We start from the raw sequence: 20,368 nt of genomic DNA, 5'->3' as shown, positions 1-20,368 counted from the left end.
CGTTCCTTCAGAGCGTTTCGAGCATGGCTGCTGCCGGCCGCGGGCCGCTTCGCCGGCCGTGGGGAACGGCGGACAAGAGCTTGGCCGTGTAAGGGTGGGCCGGGCGCGACAAGACCCTCTCCGTCGGGCCTGCTTCGACGATCCGCCCCGCCTCCATGATCGCCACGCAATGCGAGACGTGGCGGACCACCCGCACATCGTGGCTGATGAAAAGCAGCGACAGGCCGCGTGCCCGCTGCAGCTCGAGCAGAAGATTGAGCACCTGCGCCTGCACGGAGACGTCAAGCGCCGAGACCGGTTCGTCGCAAAGGAGAATCTGCGGCTCGACAATGAGGGCACGGGCGATGGCGACGCGCTGGCGCTGACCGCCGGACAGCTGATGCGGGAATTTCTGCAGGGCGGAAACCGGCAGACTGACGGCCTTGAACGTCTCCGCCGCGCGATCGAGCCGGCTTGCCGGATAGCCGATGCCATGGATTGCCAGCGTCTCCACCATCTGATGACCGACGCTGCGGCGCGGATCGAGCGCGCCCATCGTATCCTGCGAAACGACCTGGAGATGCTTTGCCAGACCACGCCGGTTCGGCTTCATCAGGCTTTTGAAGCGCCGGCCGAACAGCGTGATTTCCCCTGATGTCGGAATGCGGTCGCCGCACAAAAGCGAGGCAAGCGTGGATTTGCCGCACCCGGATTCTCCAACAAGACCGAGGGTCTCGCCGGGCTTCAATGTCAGGCTTACATCCCTGATGGCATGGAAACCCTTTGCGCATCCGGGCCAGAGGGAAAAGCCGGCCGAATAGGAAAACTGCAGATGATTTGCGGCAAGCGCAAGGTTTGCTTCTTGCGTATCCGGCGAGGTGCGTTTCTCAGCGATCATGGGGAACTCCACGGGTTGAAGCAGGCAAGTGCTGCCGCGCCGGCAATCAGCGGCGGGACCGTCGTCGCGCAATGAGTTTCGGCGCGCGGGCAGCGAGGAGCAAAGGCACAGGCTTGCGGCAGGCCTTCGTGGAGCTTCAGTTCGCCTGGAATATCGGCAAGCCTCTCCAGCGGCCTGCCGCGTCGGGGCATGGCTTCCAGCAATAGCCGCGTATAGGGATGGCGTGGATTGTCGTAGAGCTCGTCCGTCCGGTTGATCTCGACCAGCGAGCCTGCATACATCACTGCGATGCGGTCGCAGACCTCGGAGACGAGATCGAGGTCGTGACTGATGAAGATCATGGAAATGCCGCGTTCCCGCACCGCCTTGACCAGCAGCGCGACGACCTGCGCCTGGACAGTGACATCGAGTGCTGTGGTCGGCTCGTCGGCGATGATCAATCGCGGCTGCATGGCAAGCGCCGTGGCGATCATCACGCGCTGGCACATGCCGCCGGAGAACTGCGCAGGATAGGCCTTGTAGCGCGCTTCCTGCTGAGGGATGGCGACCTCCGCCAGAAGCCGAAGCGCCTCGGCCCAAGCCTCGGCTGCCGACATTCCAGCACTGACGGCGGCCTCGGCGATCTGGGAACCGATCGTGCGGACGGGGTCGAGGCAGGAAACGGGCTCCTGAAAGATCAGACCGATCGGCGGCAGCTTCACCCGCGCCAGCGGACCAAGCTCGGCCGCGTCATACATGGCGTCCTGGAAGGAGATATAACCGCTGGCGCTGGCGGTTGGACCCAGCAGCCCTGCAAGCGCAAGGCAGGTAACGCTTTTGCCCGATCCGCTCTCGCCAACGATGCCGAGGATTTCGCCCTCGGCAAGGTCAAAGGAGACGTTGTTGACCGGATGAAGCCGGCCGGCGCCCGTTCTGAACGAGACACTCAGATTGTCGACCGAAAGAACAGGCGTCGGCATGACGATCCGCTCAGCTCTTCTGCTCTTCGAAGGCAAGGCTGCCGGCGCCGAGATCCATCTGGAAAGCCGGCAGCGGCTGCCATTTGATGCCCTTGCGGATACCGAAGAAGACGGCATTCTGATGCAGGACGGTCTCGCCCGGATCCTCCCATTCGATCAGATGCAGCATGTCGCGGAATATCTTGGCGCGTTCGGCCGGTTCGACCGCCTTTTCCATCTTGGCGCCCAGCGCGTCGAAATCCGGGTTCTGCCAGATCTTGAACGAGGTCAGCGAGCCGGCCGAACCGAACTGGGTGAAGAAGGAGATATAGGGGTCGGGAATTTGCCCGGTGCTCGACCAATTGCCGGTCGCGCGGGTCGGAGAGTTCTCAAACAGCTTGCCGCTTTCGACAAACTTCATCTTGGCATTGACGCCGACGGCCTGCCACATGGCAACGACGGCCTGAGTGACGGGATTTTCGGCCGTATAGTAATTGTTCTGCGACCGGATCTCGATCTCCTCGCCATTGTAGCCAGCATCCTTCAGGAGCTGCACGGCTCGATCCGGGTCGTATTGATAGGCCGGATAGTCCTTGAGGTAGACGGGACCATAAAGCTCGAACTGCAGGCCGTTCGGCACGCGGGTGCGACCGTTCCAGATCGTATCGACGATCGCCTGACGGTCGATGGCGAGGATCAGCGCCTGGCGCACGCGCGGATCCTTGAGCGCCGGGTTGTTCTTGTCGAAATACAGAATGCGGTGGTTGGGGACGGGGCCGCCGACAATGTCATGGCCGTTGCTGGCGGTGACGACCGAAAGCTGATCGGGCGGCAGGTCCGTTGCAATGTCGTAGTCACCCGCCAGCAGGCCGGCGATGCGCGAGGAAACTTCCGGCACGATGCGCAGCGTTACCCGCTTGGCCGCAGGCTTACCGCGATAGGCCTGGTCGTGAGCTGCCAATACGACATTTTCGTTGATGGCGTAGCTTTCGACCTTGTACGGACCGGCGCCGACCGGCCTTTGTCGCCAGGTCGTCCAGTTTCCGCCATTCTTCTGCCAGGCGTCCTTGCTGATGACCACGGCCGCATAGGATGCGAGGCGCTGAAGGAAGATCGGATCCTGGAACTTAGTGACGAAGCGGACCGTCATCGGATCGACGACTTCGACGTGATCGAGGCTGGTGAAATTGGTGCGATAGACGGGATAGCCCGGCGCGTCCTTGTTCAACAGGCGCTCGGGGCCGAAGGAGAAGGCGACATCCTCGGCCGTCATCTCGCGGCCGTCGTGGAAGATCACGCCGGGACGCAGCTTCATTTCGAGCACGGTCGGCGAGACCCAGGTCCAGGAAGTGGCGAGATTGGGCTTGACCGAGAAGTCGCCGCGCATGTCGAGCGCAAGCACCGTCTCGTGGATCGAGTAATTGTTGCGGAAGGCGACGTTGCTGGCCGCATCGACCGGTTCCTGCGACACCGGATTCTGCTGAACGGCAATGCGAAGTTCCGGTTTTTTGTCGCCGTCATCGGCGGAGGCGGACAGCGCGGGAACGAAGGCGGAAAGGCCTGCCGCAGCTCCCAAGAAAAGCGTCGTTCGGCGGGTGACCGGGCCTGTAAAGCCGGTGAGCAAGCATTCGGACATCGGCATTTTCCTGTGTTTGCACAAACGTTTGCGCAATGAAAAACGACCACTTGCGCTCAGAACCGTCGTTTCTCTTACGCAAGGGAGAATGGCCGCAGGCTAGGCGAGCTCGATGACGCACGTATGACAAGTTCGGGGTGCACAAAGCACATCGGACGCTTTGCAACGCGCGCTTCAGTCGGGAGGTTCGACAGCTCGATCAGAAGGTCAAGCGATGCTTCGCACAAAGCATCCGTGGGCTGGGCGACAGTCGTCAAGGGCGGCGCCCAATAGGCGGTATCGGGCACGTTATCATAGCCGACGAGGGAAATATCGGCGGGAATCCGCAAGCCGAGCTCCCGCAGGAAGGCGACGACCTCGATGGCGAGGCCGTCACTCCCGCAGATCAGGGCGGTCGGACGCTCCGGCGACGACAATAGATCTGCAAACAGCTTGCGATCGCGCTCGTTCCTCTCGAACGAGATGACATCGCCGACGATCGCCCCCGCGCTGCCGCCAACAACTTCCCGGAAAATCGACAGGCGGTCGCGAAGCGCGCTGCGGCTGACGCGATAGATGAAGGAGATGCGTCGATGACCAAGTTCCGCCAGGTGGTCGAACAGCAGTTTCATACCGAACCGGTCATCGGTCAGCACCGCCGGAAGCGGACCGGTCAATCCGGCACCGAGCGTCACATGCGCCTTGCCCACCCGGTCAAGATGATCACAGAGCGCCTGCTGGCCGGGAAGGTCGCTGACCATGATGACGCCGTCGAAAAAATCCTCCTGAAACAGACGCAATTGTCCGGCGATCTCGCCGGCCTCAGCCTTGGCCTGCGCGACCAGCAATTCCACGCCCCGGCGCTGAGCGACCGCCTGAAGGCGGCTTGTCAGATGGGGCTGATAATGGCCCGAGAGGCTGTTGACGATCGCGCCGAAAACTCCGGTCCTGTGTGTCCTCAGCGACGTTGCCAGACGATTGACGACGTAACCGACGCTGTCAGCCGTCGCCCTGACGCGCTCCTGTGTTTCCAGGCTGATGCGGCTATCGGCATGGCCATTCAGAACACGGGATACCGTCGTGGCGGATACTCCGGCCAGCCGGGCGACCTCCAGAATGCCGATTCTTTTCGGTGTTTTCATATCCATTGCCAAAGTTCTTCATAGCGAATGCCCACCAACAGTTGAGGGACTTGCGTCAATACGCAAGACTGCCATGCGGACTTTTGCAGCAAATTCATCGGCCATTGCGAAAAGGAGATGCCTAATTCGGGATAAACCTGGCAGATATACCGCGGGTTCATCATCTTGTCTTACCGAGAGACGATAGCACGTTTCGCAACTGGAACCCTGGGGGCTGACGGCCGGATATGCAAATGACGAATGATGAAATCGCGGGACATGCATCAGGCAGTCCTGCGGAAGTCTTTTGGGCATTCTTAAAGCTCGGCACGACGTCATTCGGCGGCCCGATCGCCCATTTGGGGTATTTTCGAAGCGAACTGGTGATTCGACGCAAATGGATAGACGAGAAGGGCTATGGCGACCTCGTCGCTCTATGCCAGTTTCTCCCCGGCCCCGCATCCAGCCAGGTGGGGTTCGCCTTGGGTCTTTTGCGCGGCGGGCCGCTCGGTGCCCTTGCCGCGTGGACTGCCTTCACCCTGCCGTCCGCATTGATCCTGCTCATGTTTGCGATGGCCTCGACAGCCCTCGACAATCCCATCGGACAAGGACTGCTCCACGGGCTGAAGCTCGTCGCGGTGGCCGTGGTGGCGCAGGCGGTCTGGGGCATGATGAAAGCGCTCACTCCCGACAAGCCACGCGCCGGCATTGCCCTGGTGGCGGTGGTCGCGGTGACCTTCCTGGGTGCCTTTGGTCAGCTCGCCGCGATCCTGATCGGGGCATGTGGCGGGATCCTGCTTTGCCGCCAAACGGATACGCATGTCCACGGCGCCGTCTCGTTCAAGGTTTCCAGATCCGTCGGGATATTCTGCCTTTTCACCTTCTTCCTGCTGCTCTTCGCGCTGCCGCTTGTCGCATCCAGCGCCGGCACCCAGGGGCTTGCCCTCTTTGATGCCTTTTACCGCTCCGGATCGCTGGTATTCGGCGGCGGCCACGTCGTCCTGCCCCTTCTTCAAGCCGAAGTCGTGCGCCCCGGCTGGATATCGGAAAGCTCCTTTCTTGCAGGCTATGGTCTTGCGCAGGCGGTGCCTGGTCCTCTTTTCACCTTCTCGGCCTATCTCGGCGCGGCCGTCACGCCCACTCCGAACGGCATATTCGGCGCCGCAATATGCCTCGTGGCGATATTCCTTCCGGGTTTCCTTCTTCTGGTGGGCACGCTCCCCTTCTGGGCCAAACTGAGCGGCTATCCGACGGCACGGGCTGCGATGCGCGGCGCCAACGCGGCGGTCGTCGGCGTGCTTGGCGCGGCACTTTACAACCCCGTCTGGACCGGCGCCGTCCTCACGCCGACCGATTTCGCTCTTGCCCTTTCCGGCTTCCTGCTTCTGGTGGTCTGGAACATGCCGCCGTGGATTGTCGTCCTTCTGATGGCGGCTGGCGCCCTTCTGGTCCAGATGGCCTAGCCGCCCAGTCCCAGATCATGCTCGTGCAGCTTCAAACCGCCCTGACCCGCATCACCAGGGGGCGCAAAACAAGACCGGCGCGACAGCGCCAACATATGGTCCCGATAGATCTGCCGGAAATCGCGAAACGAGCCATATCCGAGCGCCTTTACCATGCGCGAGACGGAAGACGGCGCGATTTGGCATCTTGCCGCCACCGATGCGGCGTTGCCGAACGCGATCGCCTCGGGGCGTGCGAAGCTAAGTTCCAACATCCGCTTGAGGGAGACCGGGAACACGCCGGTTCCAGAGACGATCAGCTTTTTCAGCTCGGCAACATCCCTGGGCGCCACCAGGATGCCATCCCCTCCCACTCGATCCCCCCGGTTCGATTGGCTGTCGGCGCCTCTTCCGTTAAGCATCCGCGCTAGATCAGACATTCGCGGCCCGTTCCTTCAAATGTGCTTGCCCGGGCCGCACCCGACCAGCGGCCAATCCCTCGCGCGTGTCCGTCATCCGGTCGGCGCGCCTATGCCTTCCAATATTTGTCGACATACTTCTGAATCTCGCTTCGCATGAACCGCCCGGACGCATCGGCGCGGTCCTCCCAGCCGAACACGCACGCCGTTACGATTCCATCGAAACCGACATCGGCGAGCGATGAGAAAAAGACGTCCCAATCGATTTCGCCCTGGTGCATGTCCATATGCTGGTGGATCGTCACCTTGGCGCCGGGCGGGTTGACGATGTACCTCAGACCGGACGACGCCTTGTGATTGTAAGTATCGGCCACATGCACATGCGCAATAAGATCTCCGGCGTCACGGATCATCTTCGCCATATCATCCCCGAAATAGAAGGTATGCGGCGCGCAATAGAGGAACCTGACGTTCTTCGAGCCGATCGTCTTCAGCATGTCGATCGCCGGATGCAGCGTCTCGCACCAATCTTCCGGATGGGGCTCCATGTTCAGATTGACGCCTTCCTTTTCGAAGACGGGAACCAGTTCCTCGATCGAGCGCCACCAGGCGGCCTCGCTATGTTCGTGCGTGAAGTGGCCTCCGCAGCAGTTCGAGCGATGGCCGCGATCAGGGGACGGGCCGCGCCCGAACTCTGAGTTCATCGTATCCACGCCGAGTTCGACGGCGAGTTGGATGGCTTCCTTCCAGTAGGAGACAGCGGCCTTGCGTTCATCCTCATGCGGGCTCGCCCAGCGATACATCGGCAGCAGCGAAGCCACCTGAACACCGTGATCATTCAGGGCCTTCTTGAACGTCCTGACACGTTCCTTGTGAGCACGCGGACGCACCCACCAGGGCAGCAGGTCGTCGCGCGGCGACACTTCGACATATTCGTAGCCGAGTTCGGCAGCCTTGCGGCAAAGTTCGTCGAGCGGCAGGTGCCGATGCATGTGCGGATCGAGTGCAATCTTCATTGTTTCCTCCTGCTTGAATGTCGTCAGGCCGCGGGTTTAAGGGCGCGCGCCGCGTAGAATGCCGGCCGATCGCCGACTTCGATCGGAACGATCCGACCTGAGTGCTTGGCCTTGACACAGGCGTCGGCGGTAACGGCTGCGAAGTAACCGTCCCACGCGGTCGGTCCGCGCACCGCGCCCATCTTGACGGAGCCGATCCACTCCTGGAGTTCGACGTCGTAGCTGTCGATGAAGCGGAGCTTCCAATCCTGAAGGATTTCGTGGCTGAGCCTGGCGTCCTTGCGCAAAAGCACGCTCATGGGCTCGGGCAGATAGCCGATGGCGTCCTCGCCGACGACTTGGCACTGGATGTCGTAGCCATAAGGGCAGTTGACGAAGACTTCGACGTCGATCCGGATGCCCTTGCTGGTTTCGAGAAGGATCATGTGAGGGTCGTCGAGATCCTTGCGGGCGTGCTTCGTCTTTCTCGGCATGATGACCTGCGCGGAGACGTAATCGTCATCGAGCAGCCAGCGCAGCACGTCGATCTCGTGCGGGAAGCTGTCGGTGATCGCCATATCGCCGCCGTAGACATCCGGAACATTCGGATTGCGGTGTGCGCAATGAACCATCAAGGGTTCGCCGAGATTGCCGCTCTCAATCTGCTGCTTCAGCAGGCGATAGCTTTTGTCGTAGCGGCGCATGAAGCCGACCTGGACGAGATGACGGCCGCTTGCGATTTCCGCATTGACGATATTGAAGCAGGCTGCGGCGGTCGTCGCAAGCGGCTTCTCGCAGAAGACAGGCTTGCCGGCCGCGATCGAAGCAAGCACGAACTCCTCATGCGTCGGCCCCCAGGACGTGACGACGAGAGCCTCGACATTGGGGTCGACCACGAGATCGTGCCCGCTCGTGAAAACACGGGCGGCCGGCGTCAGACGTCTCGCGACCTCTTCGGCCTGCGACCTGTTGATGTCGTTGACGGCGACGACCGTCGAGCCGACAAGCTTGTTGTGAAGCCGTTCTATGTGTTCCTGGCCGATCGCGCCGGTTCCGATAACACCGATCTTGAGCATGTTCGTTTCCTTAAAGTGGGGTCAGTCGAAGTCGCGCGGCAAAGCGAGCTTGAGCGTGGTCAGGGATTTCTTGACGCCGGAGAGCGGCTCCATGCCGGCATCTTCCATCTCGAGGCTGACGGGACCGTCGTAGCCGACGAACCGCGCAACCGCGAAGAACTCCTTCCACCATTGAACATCGTGTCCGTGACCGAGAGCCACGTAGTTCCAGGACCGCTTTGTGATGTCGTTGATCCAGTAGGTGTCGATCAGGCCGTTGGCCTCGGCAAGCGTCCGCTCGAGGCGAACGTCCTTTGCGTGCATGTAGTGGATCGCGTCGCCGAGCAAGCGCAGCGCCGCAATCGGATCGCCCCCCATCCACATGTGGTGACTCGGATCGAAATTCATGCCGATTACGGGATCGACATGCTCACGCAGCCGCAGCATGTTGGCGGGATTGTGGATCATCGTTGCGCCAAGGTTCTCGATGGCGACCTTGATACCGCATTCCCTGGCAAGATGGGCTGCCTTCTGGAAATACGGGATGAGGACCTCATTCCACTGATAATCCAGAGCCTTTTCATGTTCGGACAAGATGACGTGGGTGATCCAGTTGGGCAGCTCGTCTTTCGGCGTGCCGCCAGGGCAGCCGGACATCATGACCACCGTCTTGACGCCGAGCTTTTCCGCCAGCCGGAAGGTCTTGTCGACGACAGTGCGATGCTCTTCGCCACTCGGACCGGGATGAAGCTGGTTGCCGGAGCAATTAAGGGCGGCAATCGACAGGCCGCGGCGCTCGAGTGCAGCCATGAGGTCCTTCCGCGCCAGCTCGCTCGACAGCAGTTCATCGAGCTTCAGATGCGGTGCCTTCGACCAGTTGCCACAGCCAAGCTCGACAGCCTCGAACCCAAGCTTGGAAACCGTGTCGAGCATATCCTCGAATGGGAGGTAGCCGAGGATGTCGGTTACCAGACTAAGACGCATCATTTCATTGGCTCCGCTGACGTCATTGCATGGTGGATTCGCGTGCCGGGACACTTGCCGTCCCGGCACGCCTGCTCGGGAGGAACTACTTCTTCATGTACCGGTCGACATTGTCCTTGGTGATGGACTCGAACGGCACGAGCTTTTCGGCCGGCGGCGGCTCTCCCTTCTTGATGCCTTCGACCACCTCGAAGGCGGCCTTTGCCTGACCGCCGGCATTCTGGAAGATCGTCTGGGACATCTCGCCAGCCTTGATTGCCTTCAGCGCATCCGGCACGCCATCGACGCCGGCGATCATTACGCCCTTGAGGCGGTCCGACCCCTTCAGCGCTTCCAGCGCGCCGAGCGCCATCTGGTCGTTTGCAGCGACGATGGCGTCAAACTTCGGGAAGCTCTGGATCCAGTCTTCGGTGACCTTCATGCCCTCGGCACGGTCGTAATTCCCCGTCAGGCTCGCGAGGATCTTCACGTCCGGACGTCCGAGGGATTCCTCGAAGCCCTTCTTTCGTTCCTGCGAATGATAAAGGCCGGGCGTGCCTTCCAGATAAAGGATCTGCGCATTTTTCGGCAGGTGCTCCTTCATGTATTCGGCCTGCATCTTGCCGGCGTCGACGTTCTTGGAACCGACGAAGGTGTATTTGCCGCCAGCCGACTGGATACCGAGCGCGACGACCGGGATGCCGGCCGCATTGGCCTTCTCGACGCCCGGAACGATACCCTGATAATCGACGGGGACGACCACGATGGCCTTGACCTTCTGGGCGATGAAATTATCGATCTGGTCGAGCTGCTTGCTGGCATCGTTATTGGCATCGGCAAACTTGATATCGACGTTCGGATCGGACTTGGCGGCATCGACGAAGGCGGTCTTGCGTGCCATCACGAAGACGTCGGTGTCGGCCATGTTGGCATAGCCGACGACGAACTTGTCGGCGGCAAACGTGCTGGTCGCGGACAGAGCAGCAATCGAAACGGCGGCTGCCAGTGCGAGTTTGGTTACGAGTTTCATCGGTTCTTCTCCTCCCATTGGGCGTTACAAAACTGAGGCTTTCCGGCGCGCCCTTTCGCGCCGACACAAAGGTGGTCCTCCGCGTGTGCGTTTTTTTGCTTTGCGGGAACTGTTCGATCAGGCCTTCTTCTTGCTGCGGGCCGATTTCGTCCAAACATCAAGGATGACGGCGACCGCGATGATCAGACCCTTGATGATCTGCTGCCAGTATGAGCTGACATTCATCAGATTGAGGATGTTGTTGATGACGCCGATGATCATCGAGCCGATGATGGTGCCGGTGATCGTTCCCGTGCCGCCCATCAGGCTGGTGCCGCCGACGACGACCGCGGTAATCGCGTCGAATTCATAGCCGACGCCGCCTGCCGGTTGCCCCGAATTGATGCGGGACATCAGGACGATGCCGGCGATCGCACAGAGAATTCCGTTGTAGATGAATGCCTTTACGACGATGCTGTCGGAGTTGATGCCCGATGCCCGGGCTGCGCGGCCGTTGCCGCCGACGGCATAGACATAGCGGCCGAATTTGGTCTTGTTCAGCAACACCCACGAGATCGCCACGAAGACGGCGAGGATCAGCACCGAGATCGGAACAGGCCCGATGGAGCCCTGGCCGATGACCTTGAATTCGCCAAGACCGGAAACCGGTGCGCCGCCGGTATAAAGCAGCACGGCACCCCTTGCGACCGTCGTCATCGCCAGCGTCATGATGAAGGACGGGATGCGGAAGAAGGTGATGACAAAGCCGTTGATTATGCCTGTGACGATACCCATGGCCACGCCTCCCAGCACTGCAAGCGCAATGCTCCCGGTCGTTGCCATGACGCTTGTCGCAATCACGCCGCATAGTGCCAGCACCGATCCGAGCGAGACGTCGATCTGGCCAAGAATGATGATGAAGGTGACGCCACACGCCAGAAGGCTGACGACGACGACCTGGCGCAGGACGTTCGTCAAGTTCGCTTCCGTCAGAAAGGTCGGGCTCAAGAGCGACGCCAGGATGCAGATGCCGGCAAAGATCAGGATGGTGCCGTATTTGCGGTAGATCCGGGCGATGTCTATTCCATGAGATTTCGTCTGGGATTTGGGCGTTGCGCCCTTCGTGACCGCAGCCATCGGTTCGGTACTCATCAATGTCCTCCCGTTGCGAGGCGCATGATGCTTTCCTGATTGGCCTCGCTTCTTGTCAATTCGCCGGCGACGCGGCCCTCGCTCATCACGACGACGCGGTCGCTCATCCCCAGAATTTCCGGCAGCTCCGATGAGATCATGATGATCGCCAGGCCTTGTCGGGCGAATTCGGTCATCAGCCTGTGGATTTCGGATTTCGATCCGACGTCGATGCCGCGCGTCGGCTCGTCGAGGATCAGGAGCTTGAGGTCGCCGAGAAGCCATTTGGCGAGCACGATCTTCTGCTGATTGCCGCCGCTCAGGTTCTCGACGATCGTCGCCGTGTCGGGCGTCTTGATCTGCAGCATCTTGATCATGCGTTGGGCCGCCGTCTCCTCCTGCCTTTCGCTGATGAAGAGGCCGCCGGCAAATTTCTTGAGATTGGCGAGCGAGATGTTTTCGCCAACCGATCGACACAGGACCAGCCCTTCGGCTTTCCTGTCCTCGGACACCATTGCGATACCTTTGGAGATCGCATCCTTCGGCGACTTCAGTTTCAGCTCGGCATCGTTCAGCCGGATCGTTCCCCCATCGGCCTCATCGAGGCCGAAGATGACGCGAGCGACCTCGGTGCGACCGGCGCCAATCAGGCCGGAAAGACCGACGATCTCGCCGGCGCGGACGGTGAAGCTTACGTCCTCGAAAGCGTCCGTTCTGGTCAACTTCTCGATTGATAGGACGATGTCACCGATCGGCACCTCCTCCTTCGGAAAGATGCTGGAGATCGTGCGGCCGACCATCTGCGAGATCAGCTTGGACGGATCGTATTCGCTCGCCGGTGCGGCAGCGATGAATTGGCCGTCGCGCATGACCGTGATGTCGTCGGCGATCTGGAAGATCTCCTCCATCTTGTGGGTGATGTAGATGATGGCGACGCCGCTTGCCTTCAGGTCGGCGATCTGCCGGAACAGCATGGCGACCTCGGTGTCGCTGATCGCAGAGGTCGGCTCGTCCATGATGACGAGAGAGGCTTGTCGGGAAATTGCCTTGACGATCTCGATCAGCTGCATGGCGGCGATCGAAAGATCGCGCATCTTCGTCTCGGGGTCATATTTGAGGCCGACACGGTCGAGGAGCGCCTTGGTGTCGGCGTTCATCCTGGTGAAATCGACAAAGCGCGACAGGAAACCCTTTTCGGACATGGCCGGTTCGCGACCCAGGAAGATATTTTCCGCGATCGTCATGTCGAGGACGGGGCTAAGCTCCTGATGGATCATCGAGATCCCGCGTTCAAGCGCGGCAGACGTACCCTGTCCGGTCAGTGCCTCTCCCTTGAACAGGATTTCTCCATCGTCGATGGCATAGGTGCCGCTCAGGATCTTCATGAGCGTCGATTTTCCGGCCCCGTTTTCGCCAACCAGGACGTGGACGGTGCCGGCTCGAACTTTGAGATTCATGCCGTCGAGAGCAAGCACGCCGGGAAATGCCTTGACGATGTTGCGCATCTCGAGAACGAGGCCGTCGCTCGGCAAAGAATGTCCGCCGGCACACTCGTTAAGACGCACTGACCCCATGGCCGCAGACATGTCTGCCTCCTCCCAAATTCCGCCGTTCAGGCGTTGCTTTTCGATGACTGAATGCTTCCTCCAGCGGCGACAAAACCATCACACCCCCCCATCTCTGTCAATTTCTCGCTGGACGATTCTCTCAAAAACTCCCATAATTGCTCTCATTTCTTGGGAGGATATCATGTCCAGACCGACCATCGCGGACCTGGCCAAGGCTGCAAATGTAGGAGTTTCCACGGTCGACCGGGTCTTGAACGGCCGTGATCCCGTTCGCCATCAGACGGCTGAGCGCGTGCTGGAAGCAGCCGAGCGCATCGGCTTCCACGGCGTGACGGCCATCAAGCGTCGACTCGAGAAGGACAAGCCCGTCATCAAATTCGGCTTCCTGTTGAAACAGTCGCACCGGAAGCTCTACCGCATGTGGGGAGAAGTGCTGACGAGGGCGGTTGAAGCCTATCCGGAGGCGCATGGCAGGACTATCGTCCGGTTCGACGATGAGCTCGCGCCCGAAAACACTGCGAACGCAATGCTCGCCCTCAGTCGAGAGGTCGATGTCATCAGCGTGATCACCTCGGATCATCCCCAAATCAACCATGCTGTTGACGGGCTGGAAGCTGAAGGGATTCCCGTCTTTACGATGATTTCCGATCTGACGGCGCCCGGAAGGGCCGGCTATGTGGGCAACGACTGCGTAAAAAAAGGCCGAACCGCTGCATGGTTCATCGACAACGTCAATTCCGCCCCAGGAAAGGTCGGAGTTTTCGTGGGCAGCCATCGCTACTTGTCGCAGGAACTCTGCGAGATGGGCTTCAGGTCCTATTTCCGCGAGAGTGCGTCGGATTTCCAGATGATGGAAACCCTCGGTACGCTTGAGGAGCCCCAGATCGCCTACGAATTGACGCAGAAACTGCTTCGGACGGAACCCAACTGGGTCGGCCTCTATGTGGCGGGAGGCGGTGTAACCGGCGTGATGCGGGCGCTTCGGGAGGATGGCGGACCCGCGGCAAAGCGATTGGTGGTCGTTGCCCATGAATTGACCAACGAAACAAGGGCCGGCTTGGCCGAGGGGTTGATCAAGGTCGTCCTGTCCCACCCCGCAAAGCTGCTCGCCGACACGCTCGTCCGCGCAATGGCCGAGGCCCTGGATATGCATAGAACACCGACGGTGTCGCAGCATATCCTGCCCTTCGAGATCTACACCGCGGCCAATATTTGATTGGAATGAAATCCACGGCCGGGCAACGCTCCAGAAGCAAAAACGACAGAGGCTCGACGTTCTTCCTTATGTGACCGGTTGAGACGAACCACGTCGCAGCCGATGCGAACCTGAACGCGCCGGCACCTTCCTGGAGGCGCTATCGACCACGTCTCCGGCCAGATCGTTTTATCGCCGGCCGCCCGTCTTGCGGGCGAACGACGACAACCGCAGGTCTCTTCGACAGCAGGCCATTTCACCCAATTCCACACCGGGCGCTTGTCAGCCCAGCTTTCGAATGCGATTGGTCTGAGAACGATGCGTGGCAATAAGCAGCTTTAACATGAAACTTGATGCGATCGATTTGCGGATATTGGATGCGGTTCAACGAGATGGGCGCATCACCAAGCTCGCGCTTGCCGAGAAGGTCGGTCTATCGCCAACGCCTTGCTGGCTGCGCCTGCGAAAGTTGGAAAAGGCTGGGATCATCACGGGCTATCACGCGCGTCTGGCGCTGCGGCGCCTCGCGCCGATCGCCAGTGTCATGGTGGAACTTACTCTCGCCAACCATCGCCAAGCCGATTTCGATCGCTTCGAGCGAACTGTGGCGGCCATGCCGGAAATTGTTGCCTGCTGGGCGGTCGGCGGCGGCGTCGATTATATTCTGAAAATCATGTCGGCCAATATCGACGCCTATCAGCGCCTGATCGACGATCTCCTCGATCGCGATCTCGGCATCGAGCGCTATTTCACCTACATCGTGACCAAGACCGTGAAAGAGGAGACGGTGCTGCCGGTCACCGACCTTCTTTCCCCGGATGCATATGCGCCCGACAGCGAATAGAGAGACTCTCTACCAGCGCCCTTCTCTTTAGGTCCTTTCTCTCTTTCGACTGCCGGCAATGGACAATCTCTCGCGGCGTTCCGTGAGAACATTGCGGCATCTGGAACGAGAGACTCGACCATGCCTGCACTTCACGCCCGTCTCACCTACCACGAAGCCTTGTCGAGGCTGAACGACCGCCATTTGCTGCGAGACCTTTCCTATGTGGCCGGTCGTTGGGTCGCCGGCAAAGCCGGCCGCAGCTTCGAAGTCACAGATCCCGCATCCTCCGCAACGCTTGCCTGGGTCACCAGCCTCGACCGGAGAGAGGCCTTCCAGGCCATCGACGCGGCAACGGATGCCTTTGCGGCCTGGCGCGCGCTCTTGCCGCAACAACGAGCGTCGATCCTGCGCAAGTGGTACGAATCGATGATTGAGGCCCGCGACGATCTGGCGCTGATCATGACTCTGGAACAGGGCAAGCCGCTCGATGAATCTCGCGGCGAGATCGACTACGCCGCAGGCTTTGTTGAATGGTATGCTGAGGAAGCCAGGCGGATGAACGTCGAAAGCGTGACCAGCCATTTGCCCGACACCGAGATGTTTGTCCGCAGAGAAGCTTTGGGCGTCGTCGCGATCGTCACGCCCTGGAATTTTCCGGCCGCCATGATCACGCGCAAGGCCGCCGCGGCGCTTGCCGCCGGATGCACGGTCGTCGCCCATCCATCCTCGGAAACGCCGTTGTCGGCGCTTGCGCTTGCCGAACTCGGCGAACGCGCCGGCCTTCCCGCCGGTGTCTTCAACGTACTGACCGGCGATGCCGCAACCATCGTCGGGGCCTTCTGCGACGATCCGCGGGTCAGGGCATTGAGCTTCACCGGCTCGACCGAGATCGGTAAGCTGATCGCCGGACAATGCGCCGAAAGCATGAAGCGGCTTGTGATGGAACTTGGCGGCCATGCGCCCCTGATCGTTTTCGACGACGCCGATCTCGATCGTGCCGTCGATATCGCCATCAATGCCAAATTCGCAACCTCCGGCCAGGATTGCCTTGCCGCCAACCGGATCTTCGTTCAACGCCCGATCATGGACGCCTTTGTTGCGGCATTCGGCAAGCGTGTCGCGGCCCTGAAGGTCGGCAACGGATTGGACGGTGCCGTCGATATCGGACCGCTCATGCATGAGCGCGCCATTGCGAAGGTCGAGGAACATGTTGCCGATGCGCTGAAACACGGCGCGAGGCTTGTCGTCGGCGGGAAACGGCATCCGGCCGGAAAGCTGTTCTTCCAGCCGACCTTGCTTGTCGATCCCTCCCCGGATGCTCTGATCATGCGCGAGGAAACCTTCGGACCGGTCGCCGCCGTCAGCACTTTCGATAGCGAAGACGAAGTCGTCGCCCGTGCCAACGACACCGAATACGGCCTCGTCGCCTATGTCGTGACGACGAATGGCGCAAGGCAGATGCGGCTCGGCCGCGCGCTCGAATACGGCATGGTCGCCATCAACCGTGTGAAGATCACCGGCGGCCCGATCCCCTTTGGCGGCTGGAAGCAGTCCGGCCTCGGCCGCGAAGGCTCGCGCCACGGCATCGAGGCATTCACCGAGCTCAAATATCTCTGCGTCGATACGACCGCCTGACGCGCCCATACAGAAGAAGGAAGCATAACATGTTGGACAAGCGCAACGAACTGAACGCCTGGGATAGGGATCACTTCTTCCATCCCTCGACCCATATGGGCATGCACGCGCGCGGCGAGAGCCCGACCCGCGTCATCGCCGGCGCCGAAGGTGTTTACATCACGGACACCAACGGCAAGAAGAGCCTCGACGCCTTTGCCGGCCTTTACTGCGTCAATGTCGGCTATGGCAGGCAGAAAATCGCCGATGCCATCGCCGAGCAGGCGAGGAACCTCGCCTATTATCACGCCTATGTCGGCCATGGGACGGAAGCTTCCATCACGCTTTCGAAGATGATCATCGACCGTGCGCCCGAAGGCATGAGCCGCGTCTATTTCGGTCTCTCCGGCTCCGATGCCAATGAGACCAACATCAAGCTCATCTGGTACTACAACAATATTCTCGGCCGTCCGGAAAAGAAGAAGATCGTCTCGCGTTGGCGCGGCTATCATGGCTCGGGCGTCATGACGGGGAGCCTCACGGGCCTGGAGCTTTTCCATAAGGCCTTCGACCTGCCGCGTGCACCCGTTCTTCATACGGAAGCGCCCTATTTCTTCCGCCGCACCGACCGGTCGATGAACGAGGAGCAGTTCGCGCAGCATTGCGCCGACAGGCTGGAGGAGATGATCCTCGCCGAGGGGCCGGAAACGGTTGCGGCCTTCATCGGCGAGCCGATCCTCGGCACCGGCGGCATCGTCCCGCCGCCGAAGACCTATTGGCAGAAAATCCAGGCCGTGCTCGACAAATACGACGTCCTGCTCGTCGCCGATGAAGTCGTCACAGGCTTTGGCCGTCTCGGCACCATGTTCGGCTCCGATCATTACGGCATGAAGCCGGACCTGATCACCATTGCCAAGGGCCTGACCTCCGCCTATGCGCCACTTTCCGGCAGCATCGTTTCCGACAAGATGTGGCAGGTTCTCGTCCAAGGGTCCGACCAGCTCGGCGCCATCGGCCATGGCTGGACCTATTCCGCCCATCCGATCTGCGCAGCCGCCGGTATCGCCAATCTCGAACTGGTCGATGAACTCGGCATCGTCGAAAATGCCGGTTCGACCGGCGCATACTTCCGCTCGGAGCTTGCCAAGGCCGTCGGTGGCCACAGCCAGGTCGGCGAGGTCCGCGGCGATGGGCTCATGGCCGCCATCGAATTCGTGGAGGACAGGGATGATCGCAAGTTCTTCGATCCGGCAAAGAAGATCGGCCCGCAAGTGGCGGCAGCGCTGCTCGAGCGCGGCGTCATCGGCCGTGCCATGCCGCAGGGAGACATTCTCGGCTTCGCACCACCGCTGTGCCTGACCCGCGAGGAAGCCGATACCATCGTCAAGGCGGCTGTTGGCGCCATCGAAAGCGTGCTTCCGGGCCACTGATCCAGTCCATGCCGGCAGAGCTCTCTTCCGGCTCGAGCGATGATGGCGCGGTTCGTTGTTGACAATGAGCCGCGCGATCTCATTCGGTCATCGCCTTCATGCGATGAATGATGTACATGGGTTCTGTAATTGTACCGGATCAATCCATGTATCGTCATGATTCAAAAGACCAGGACAATGGCGCCTGGAAACCCGTCCTTCAGCATCGCAAGGGCGTGACCAAGCATAAGCTGCTGACCGACAAGATCATCGCCGACATAGACGATGGCATTCTGCTGGTGCATGCGCAGATGCCGACGCATCGCGACCTCGCCCATGCGCTCAAAATCTCGGTGCAAACCGTGAGCCTCAGCTACAAGGAGGCGGAGCGCCGGGGCTATCTGCGCGGCGAAGTCGGGCGCGGCACCTTCGTGCGCAGCCGCGTCACCGAACGCGCCGACAGTTTCATGCTCGATCGCGACCCGAGTGGCAGCGCCGATCTTTCCATCATCCGGGCCGTCTATACCGAGGCGCATGAACGCTCGGCCCGCGAACTGATGCGGGCCCTTGCCGAAAGCGACAATAGCAGCTTCATGCGGCCTTGCCGTCCGATCGCCGGCCTCGATGCCCACCGCGCCGCGGCACAGGTCTGGCTCTCAGGTCTGTCGGTCAAAACCGATCCGGACCAAATCCTGATCACGAACGGCGCGGCGCACGGGCTTTTTCTTGCCGTCGCCTCGGTCGTCCGTCCGGGCGAAGTGGTCCTGACCGAGAACCTGACCGATCACGGCATCATCGGCCTCGCCAATGTTCTCGGCTTCACACTGCGCGGTCTTCCGACCGATCGCGAAGGCATCCTGCCCGAGGCCTTCGAGGCAGCCTGTGCCATCGGCGACGTTACGGCACTCGTCATCGTTTCATCGCTCGGCAACCCCACAAGCCACGTCATGGGTGAGGAGCGCCGGCGCGCGATCGCCGACATCGCCCGCCGGCATGGCATCTTCGTCATCGAGGACGAGGTCTACAAGCCGATGCTGCGCGATCCCCTTCCGTCCATGCCCGAGCTCATTCCGGAACTTGGCTTCTTCGTAACCAGCTTCACCAAGTCCGTGATGACGGGATTGCGCATCGGCTATCTCGTCGTGCCGGCCCACTATTCGATCCGCGCCGCGTCGATCTTGCGCGTGACCGGCTGGAGCGCCACCAATGTCGTTGCGGAAATGGCGTCGCGCTGGGTTCTGGACGGGACCGCGAAAGCCCTGCTTGCCGTCCAGCGAAGCGAGGCCGAAGCTCGGCAGGCGATCGTGTCCGACGTGCTGGCCCCCTTCGTCGTCGGCAGTCATCCCTTATCGCTCTGCGCCTGGCTGTCGGTGCCAGAGCGCTGGACGGAGGAAGGCCTCGTGCGCGCACTTGCCCGCAAGGGCGTCGCGGTCACGCCGTCCGAACCTTTCGTTGCCGGTGGAGAGCGGCCGGTCGGCGGCATCCGCATCTGCCTTGGCGGGCGCCTGTCCCACTCCGCCCTTCGCTCGGCGCTCGAAACCGTTCGTAGCACCTTCGAGCAACTGCCCCCGGTTTTCGACGTGGGCTCGATCATTTGAAATTCCGGCGGCGGCAAGTCGCCGGCATCGTGACTGCTTCCCTCAAAGAATCGAATGCAGAAATTCCTTCGTGCGAGCCTCCCTGGGCGCACTGAAAATCTCTTCCGGCTTGCCCTGCTCGCAAATACGGCCTTTGTCGAAAAAGCAGACGCGGTCCGACACTTCGCGGGCAAAGCGCATTTCGTGGGTGACCAGCAGCATGGTCAGATCGTGCTCATGCGCGAGATCGCGGATGACGCCCAGCACTTCACCGACGAGCTGCGGATCGAGCGCCGATGTCGGTTCGTCGAACAACAGGACGCGCGGGCGCATGGCAAGTGCGCGGGCGATTGCTACACGCTGCTGCTGGCCGCCGGAAAGCTGGCTCGGATAATGATCCTTCTTCTCCGAAAGCCCGACCATGCGTAAGAGATCGACGGCACGGCATTCGGCTTCCGCCCGCCCGAGCCCGAGCACGCGCGTCGGTGCCTCGACGACATTGCGCAGCACGGTCATGTGCGGAAACAGATTGAAGCTCTGGAACACCATGCCGACATGGGTGCGGATCTGGCGCAGATGCGCCTCGCTGGCCAGGAACCGGCCTCGGCCATTGT

The 20,368-nt window shown here is 60.9% G+C and carries 18 protein-coding genes; 6 read left to right on the top strand and 12 right to left on the bottom strand.

Annotated elements, in window-relative coordinates; translation table 11 throughout:
* Positions 1-7: 7 nt before the first annotated feature.
* From Q4Q11_RS17110 to Q4Q11_RS17095, 4 genes are all read right to left on the bottom strand, one after another.
* Positions 8-877, bottom strand: a complete 870-nt coding sequence (locus Q4Q11_RS17110; RefSeq protein WP_498570238.1) for an ABC transporter ATP-binding protein — start codon at positions 875-877, stop codon at positions 8-10.
* Positions 874-1,836: an ABC transporter ATP-binding protein gene (locus Q4Q11_RS17105; protein ID WP_498570237.1), complete on the bottom strand. Its 963-nt coding sequence runs from the start codon at positions 1,834-1,836 to the stop codon at positions 874-876. The genes Q4Q11_RS17110 and Q4Q11_RS17105 overlap by 4 nt, the downstream gene beginning before the upstream one ends.
* A gap of 10 nt (positions 1,837-1,846) precedes the next feature.
* On the bottom strand, positions 1,847-3,451 hold the full coding sequence (locus Q4Q11_RS17100; protein WP_498570236.1) for an ABC transporter substrate-binding protein: 1,605 nt from the start codon (positions 3,449-3,451) through the stop codon (positions 1,847-1,849).
* 74 nt (positions 3,452-3,525) lie between these two features.
* Positions 3,526-4,578 carry a LacI family DNA-binding transcriptional regulator gene (locus tag Q4Q11_RS17095; protein ID WP_498570235.1) on the bottom strand — a complete coding sequence of 351 codons (1,053 nt, stop codon included), beginning with the start codon at positions 4,576-4,578 and terminating at the stop codon, positions 3,526-3,528.
* A gap of 227 nt (positions 4,579-4,805) precedes the next feature.
* Between Q4Q11_RS17095 and chrA the strand changes: the two genes are divergently transcribed.
* Positions 4,806-6,014, top strand: coding sequence for a chromate efflux transporter (gene chrA / locus Q4Q11_RS17090; protein WP_498570234.1), 1,209 nt, complete (start codon positions 4,806-4,808; stop codon positions 6,012-6,014).
* On the opposite strand, the gene Q4Q11_RS17085 is transcribed toward chrA, so the two are convergent.
* The 7 genes from Q4Q11_RS17085 to Q4Q11_RS17055 all read right to left on the bottom strand — a co-directional run bounded on the left by Q4Q11_RS17085 (position 6,011) and on the right by Q4Q11_RS17055 (position 13,151).
* On the bottom strand, positions 6,011-6,433 hold the full coding sequence (locus tag Q4Q11_RS17085) for a hypothetical protein (protein ID WP_498570233.1): 423 nt from the start codon (positions 6,431-6,433) through the stop codon (positions 6,011-6,013). The genes chrA and Q4Q11_RS17085 overlap by 4 nt on opposite strands.
* A gap of 89 nt (positions 6,434-6,522) precedes the next feature.
* Positions 6,523-7,428: a sugar phosphate isomerase/epimerase family protein gene (locus tag Q4Q11_RS17080; protein WP_498570232.1), complete on the bottom strand. Its 906-nt coding sequence runs from the start codon at positions 7,426-7,428 to the stop codon at positions 6,523-6,525.
* A gap of 23 nt (positions 7,429-7,451) precedes the next feature.
* Positions 7,452-8,483 (bottom strand): Gfo/Idh/MocA family protein, encoded by a 1,032-nt coding sequence (locus Q4Q11_RS17075; RefSeq protein WP_498570231.1) that lies wholly within the window; start codon positions 8,481-8,483, stop codon positions 7,452-7,454.
* 21 nt (positions 8,484-8,504) lie between these two features.
* Entirely contained in the window at positions 8,505-9,449 is a 945-nt protein-coding gene (locus tag Q4Q11_RS17070; RefSeq protein ID WP_498570230.1) for a sugar phosphate isomerase/epimerase family protein, read from the bottom strand.
* Positions 9,450-9,531: 82 nt separating this feature from the next.
* Positions 9,532-10,455 (bottom strand): sugar ABC transporter substrate-binding protein, encoded by a 924-nt coding sequence (locus tag Q4Q11_RS17065; protein WP_498570229.1) that lies wholly within the window; start codon positions 10,453-10,455, stop codon positions 9,532-9,534.
* 117 nt (positions 10,456-10,572) lie between these two features.
* Positions 10,573-11,586: an ABC transporter permease gene (locus tag Q4Q11_RS17060; RefSeq protein WP_498570228.1), complete on the bottom strand. Its 1,014-nt coding sequence runs from the start codon at positions 11,584-11,586 to the stop codon at positions 10,573-10,575.
* A complete protein-coding gene (locus Q4Q11_RS17055) occupies positions 11,586-13,151 on the bottom strand; it encodes a sugar ABC transporter ATP-binding protein (protein WP_498570227.1) in 1,566 nt (521 codons plus the stop codon). The genes Q4Q11_RS17060 and Q4Q11_RS17055 overlap by 1 nt, the downstream gene beginning before the upstream one ends.
* 163 nt (positions 13,152-13,314) lie before the next feature.
* Here Q4Q11_RS17055 and Q4Q11_RS17050 point away from each other — a divergent pair, with 163 nt between their 5' ends.
* The 5 genes from Q4Q11_RS17050 (at position 13,315) to ehuR (ending at position 19,775) form a co-directional block, all read left to right on the top strand.
* Entirely contained in the window at positions 13,315-14,349 is a 1,035-nt protein-coding gene (locus Q4Q11_RS17050) for a LacI family DNA-binding transcriptional regulator (protein ID WP_498570226.1), read from the top strand.
* A gap of 322 nt (positions 14,350-14,671) precedes the next feature.
* Positions 14,672-15,172, top strand: coding sequence for an Lrp/AsnC family transcriptional regulator (locus tag Q4Q11_RS17045; protein ID WP_498570225.1), 501 nt, complete (start codon positions 14,672-14,674; stop codon positions 15,170-15,172).
* Positions 15,173-15,292: 120 nt separating this feature from the next.
* Positions 15,293-16,789 (top strand): NAD-dependent succinate-semialdehyde dehydrogenase, encoded by a 1,497-nt coding sequence (locus tag Q4Q11_RS17040; protein ID WP_498570224.1) that lies wholly within the window; start codon positions 15,293-15,295, stop codon positions 16,787-16,789.
* A 29-nt stretch (positions 16,790-16,818) separates the two neighbouring features.
* Positions 16,819-18,198 (top strand): aspartate aminotransferase family protein, encoded by a 1,380-nt coding sequence (locus tag Q4Q11_RS17035; RefSeq protein WP_498570223.1) that lies wholly within the window; start codon positions 16,819-16,821, stop codon positions 18,196-18,198.
* A 146-nt stretch (positions 18,199-18,344) separates the two neighbouring features.
* Positions 18,345-19,775, top strand: a complete 1,431-nt coding sequence (gene ehuR / locus Q4Q11_RS17030; RefSeq protein WP_498570249.1) for a MocR-like ectoine utilization transcription factor EhuR — start codon at positions 18,345-18,347, stop codon at positions 19,773-19,775.
* A gap of 42 nt (positions 19,776-19,817) precedes the next feature.
* Here the strand turns inward: ehuR and Q4Q11_RS17025 are convergent.
* A partial coding sequence (locus Q4Q11_RS17025; protein ID WP_498570222.1) for an amino acid ABC transporter ATP-binding protein occupies positions 19,818-20,368 on the bottom strand: 551 nt, incomplete at its 5' end.

It is taken from the genome of Rhizobium sp. UFLA01-1127, from assembly GCF_059803845.1.
This window is presented reverse-complemented; position numbering and strand designations above follow the sequence as displayed.

Coding starts and splice junctions, on each gene's coding strand:
- Q4Q11_RS17110 (WP_498570238.1), bottom strand. CDS start 877: ATGATCGCTGAGAAACGCACCTCGCCGGATACGCAAGAAGCAAACCTT.
- Q4Q11_RS17105 (WP_498570237.1), bottom strand. CDS start 1,836: ATGCCGACGCCTGTTCTTTCGGTCGACAATCTGAGTGTCTCGTTCAGA.
- Q4Q11_RS17100 (WP_498570236.1), bottom strand. CDS start 3,451: ATGTCCGAATGCTTGCTCACCGGCTTTACAGGCCCGGTCACCCGCCGA.
- Q4Q11_RS17095 (WP_498570235.1), bottom strand. CDS start 4,578: ATGGATATGAAAACACCGAAAAGAATCGGCATTCTGGAGGTCGCCCGG.
- chrA (WP_498570234.1), top strand. CDS start 4,806: ATGACGAATGATGAAATCGCGGGACATGCATCAGGCAGTCCTGCGGAA.
- Q4Q11_RS17085 (WP_498570233.1), bottom strand. CDS start 6,433: ATGTCTGATCTAGCGCGGATGCTTAACGGAAGAGGCGCCGACAGCCAA.
- Q4Q11_RS17080 (WP_498570232.1), bottom strand. CDS start 7,428: ATGAAGATTGCACTCGATCCGCACATGCATCGGCACCTGCCGCTCGAC.
- Q4Q11_RS17075 (WP_498570231.1), bottom strand. CDS start 8,483: ATGCTCAAGATCGGTGTTATCGGAACCGGCGCGATCGGCCAGGAACAC.
- Q4Q11_RS17070 (WP_498570230.1), bottom strand. CDS start 9,449: ATGATGCGTCTTAGTCTGGTAACCGACATCCTCGGCTACCTCCCATTC.
- Q4Q11_RS17065 (WP_498570229.1), bottom strand. CDS start 10,455: ATGAAACTCGTAACCAAACTCGCACTGGCAGCCGCCGTTTCGATTGCT.
- Q4Q11_RS17060 (WP_498570228.1), bottom strand. CDS start 11,586: ATGAGTACCGAACCGATGGCTGCGGTCACGAAGGGCGCAACGCCCAAA.
- Q4Q11_RS17055 (WP_498570227.1), bottom strand. CDS start 13,151: ATGTCTGCGGCCATGGGGTCAGTGCGTCTTAACGAGTGTGCCGGCGGA.
- Q4Q11_RS17050 (WP_498570226.1), top strand. CDS start 13,315: ATGTCCAGACCGACCATCGCGGACCTGGCCAAGGCTGCAAATGTAGGA.
- Q4Q11_RS17045 (WP_498570225.1), top strand. CDS start 14,672: ATGAAACTTGATGCGATCGATTTGCGGATATTGGATGCGGTTCAACGA.
- Q4Q11_RS17040 (WP_498570224.1), top strand. CDS start 15,293: ATGCCTGCACTTCACGCCCGTCTCACCTACCACGAAGCCTTGTCGAGG.
- Q4Q11_RS17035 (WP_498570223.1), top strand. CDS start 16,819: ATGTTGGACAAGCGCAACGAACTGAACGCCTGGGATAGGGATCACTTC.
- ehuR (WP_498570249.1), top strand. CDS start 18,345: ATGTATCGTCATGATTCAAAAGACCAGGACAATGGCGCCTGGAAACCC.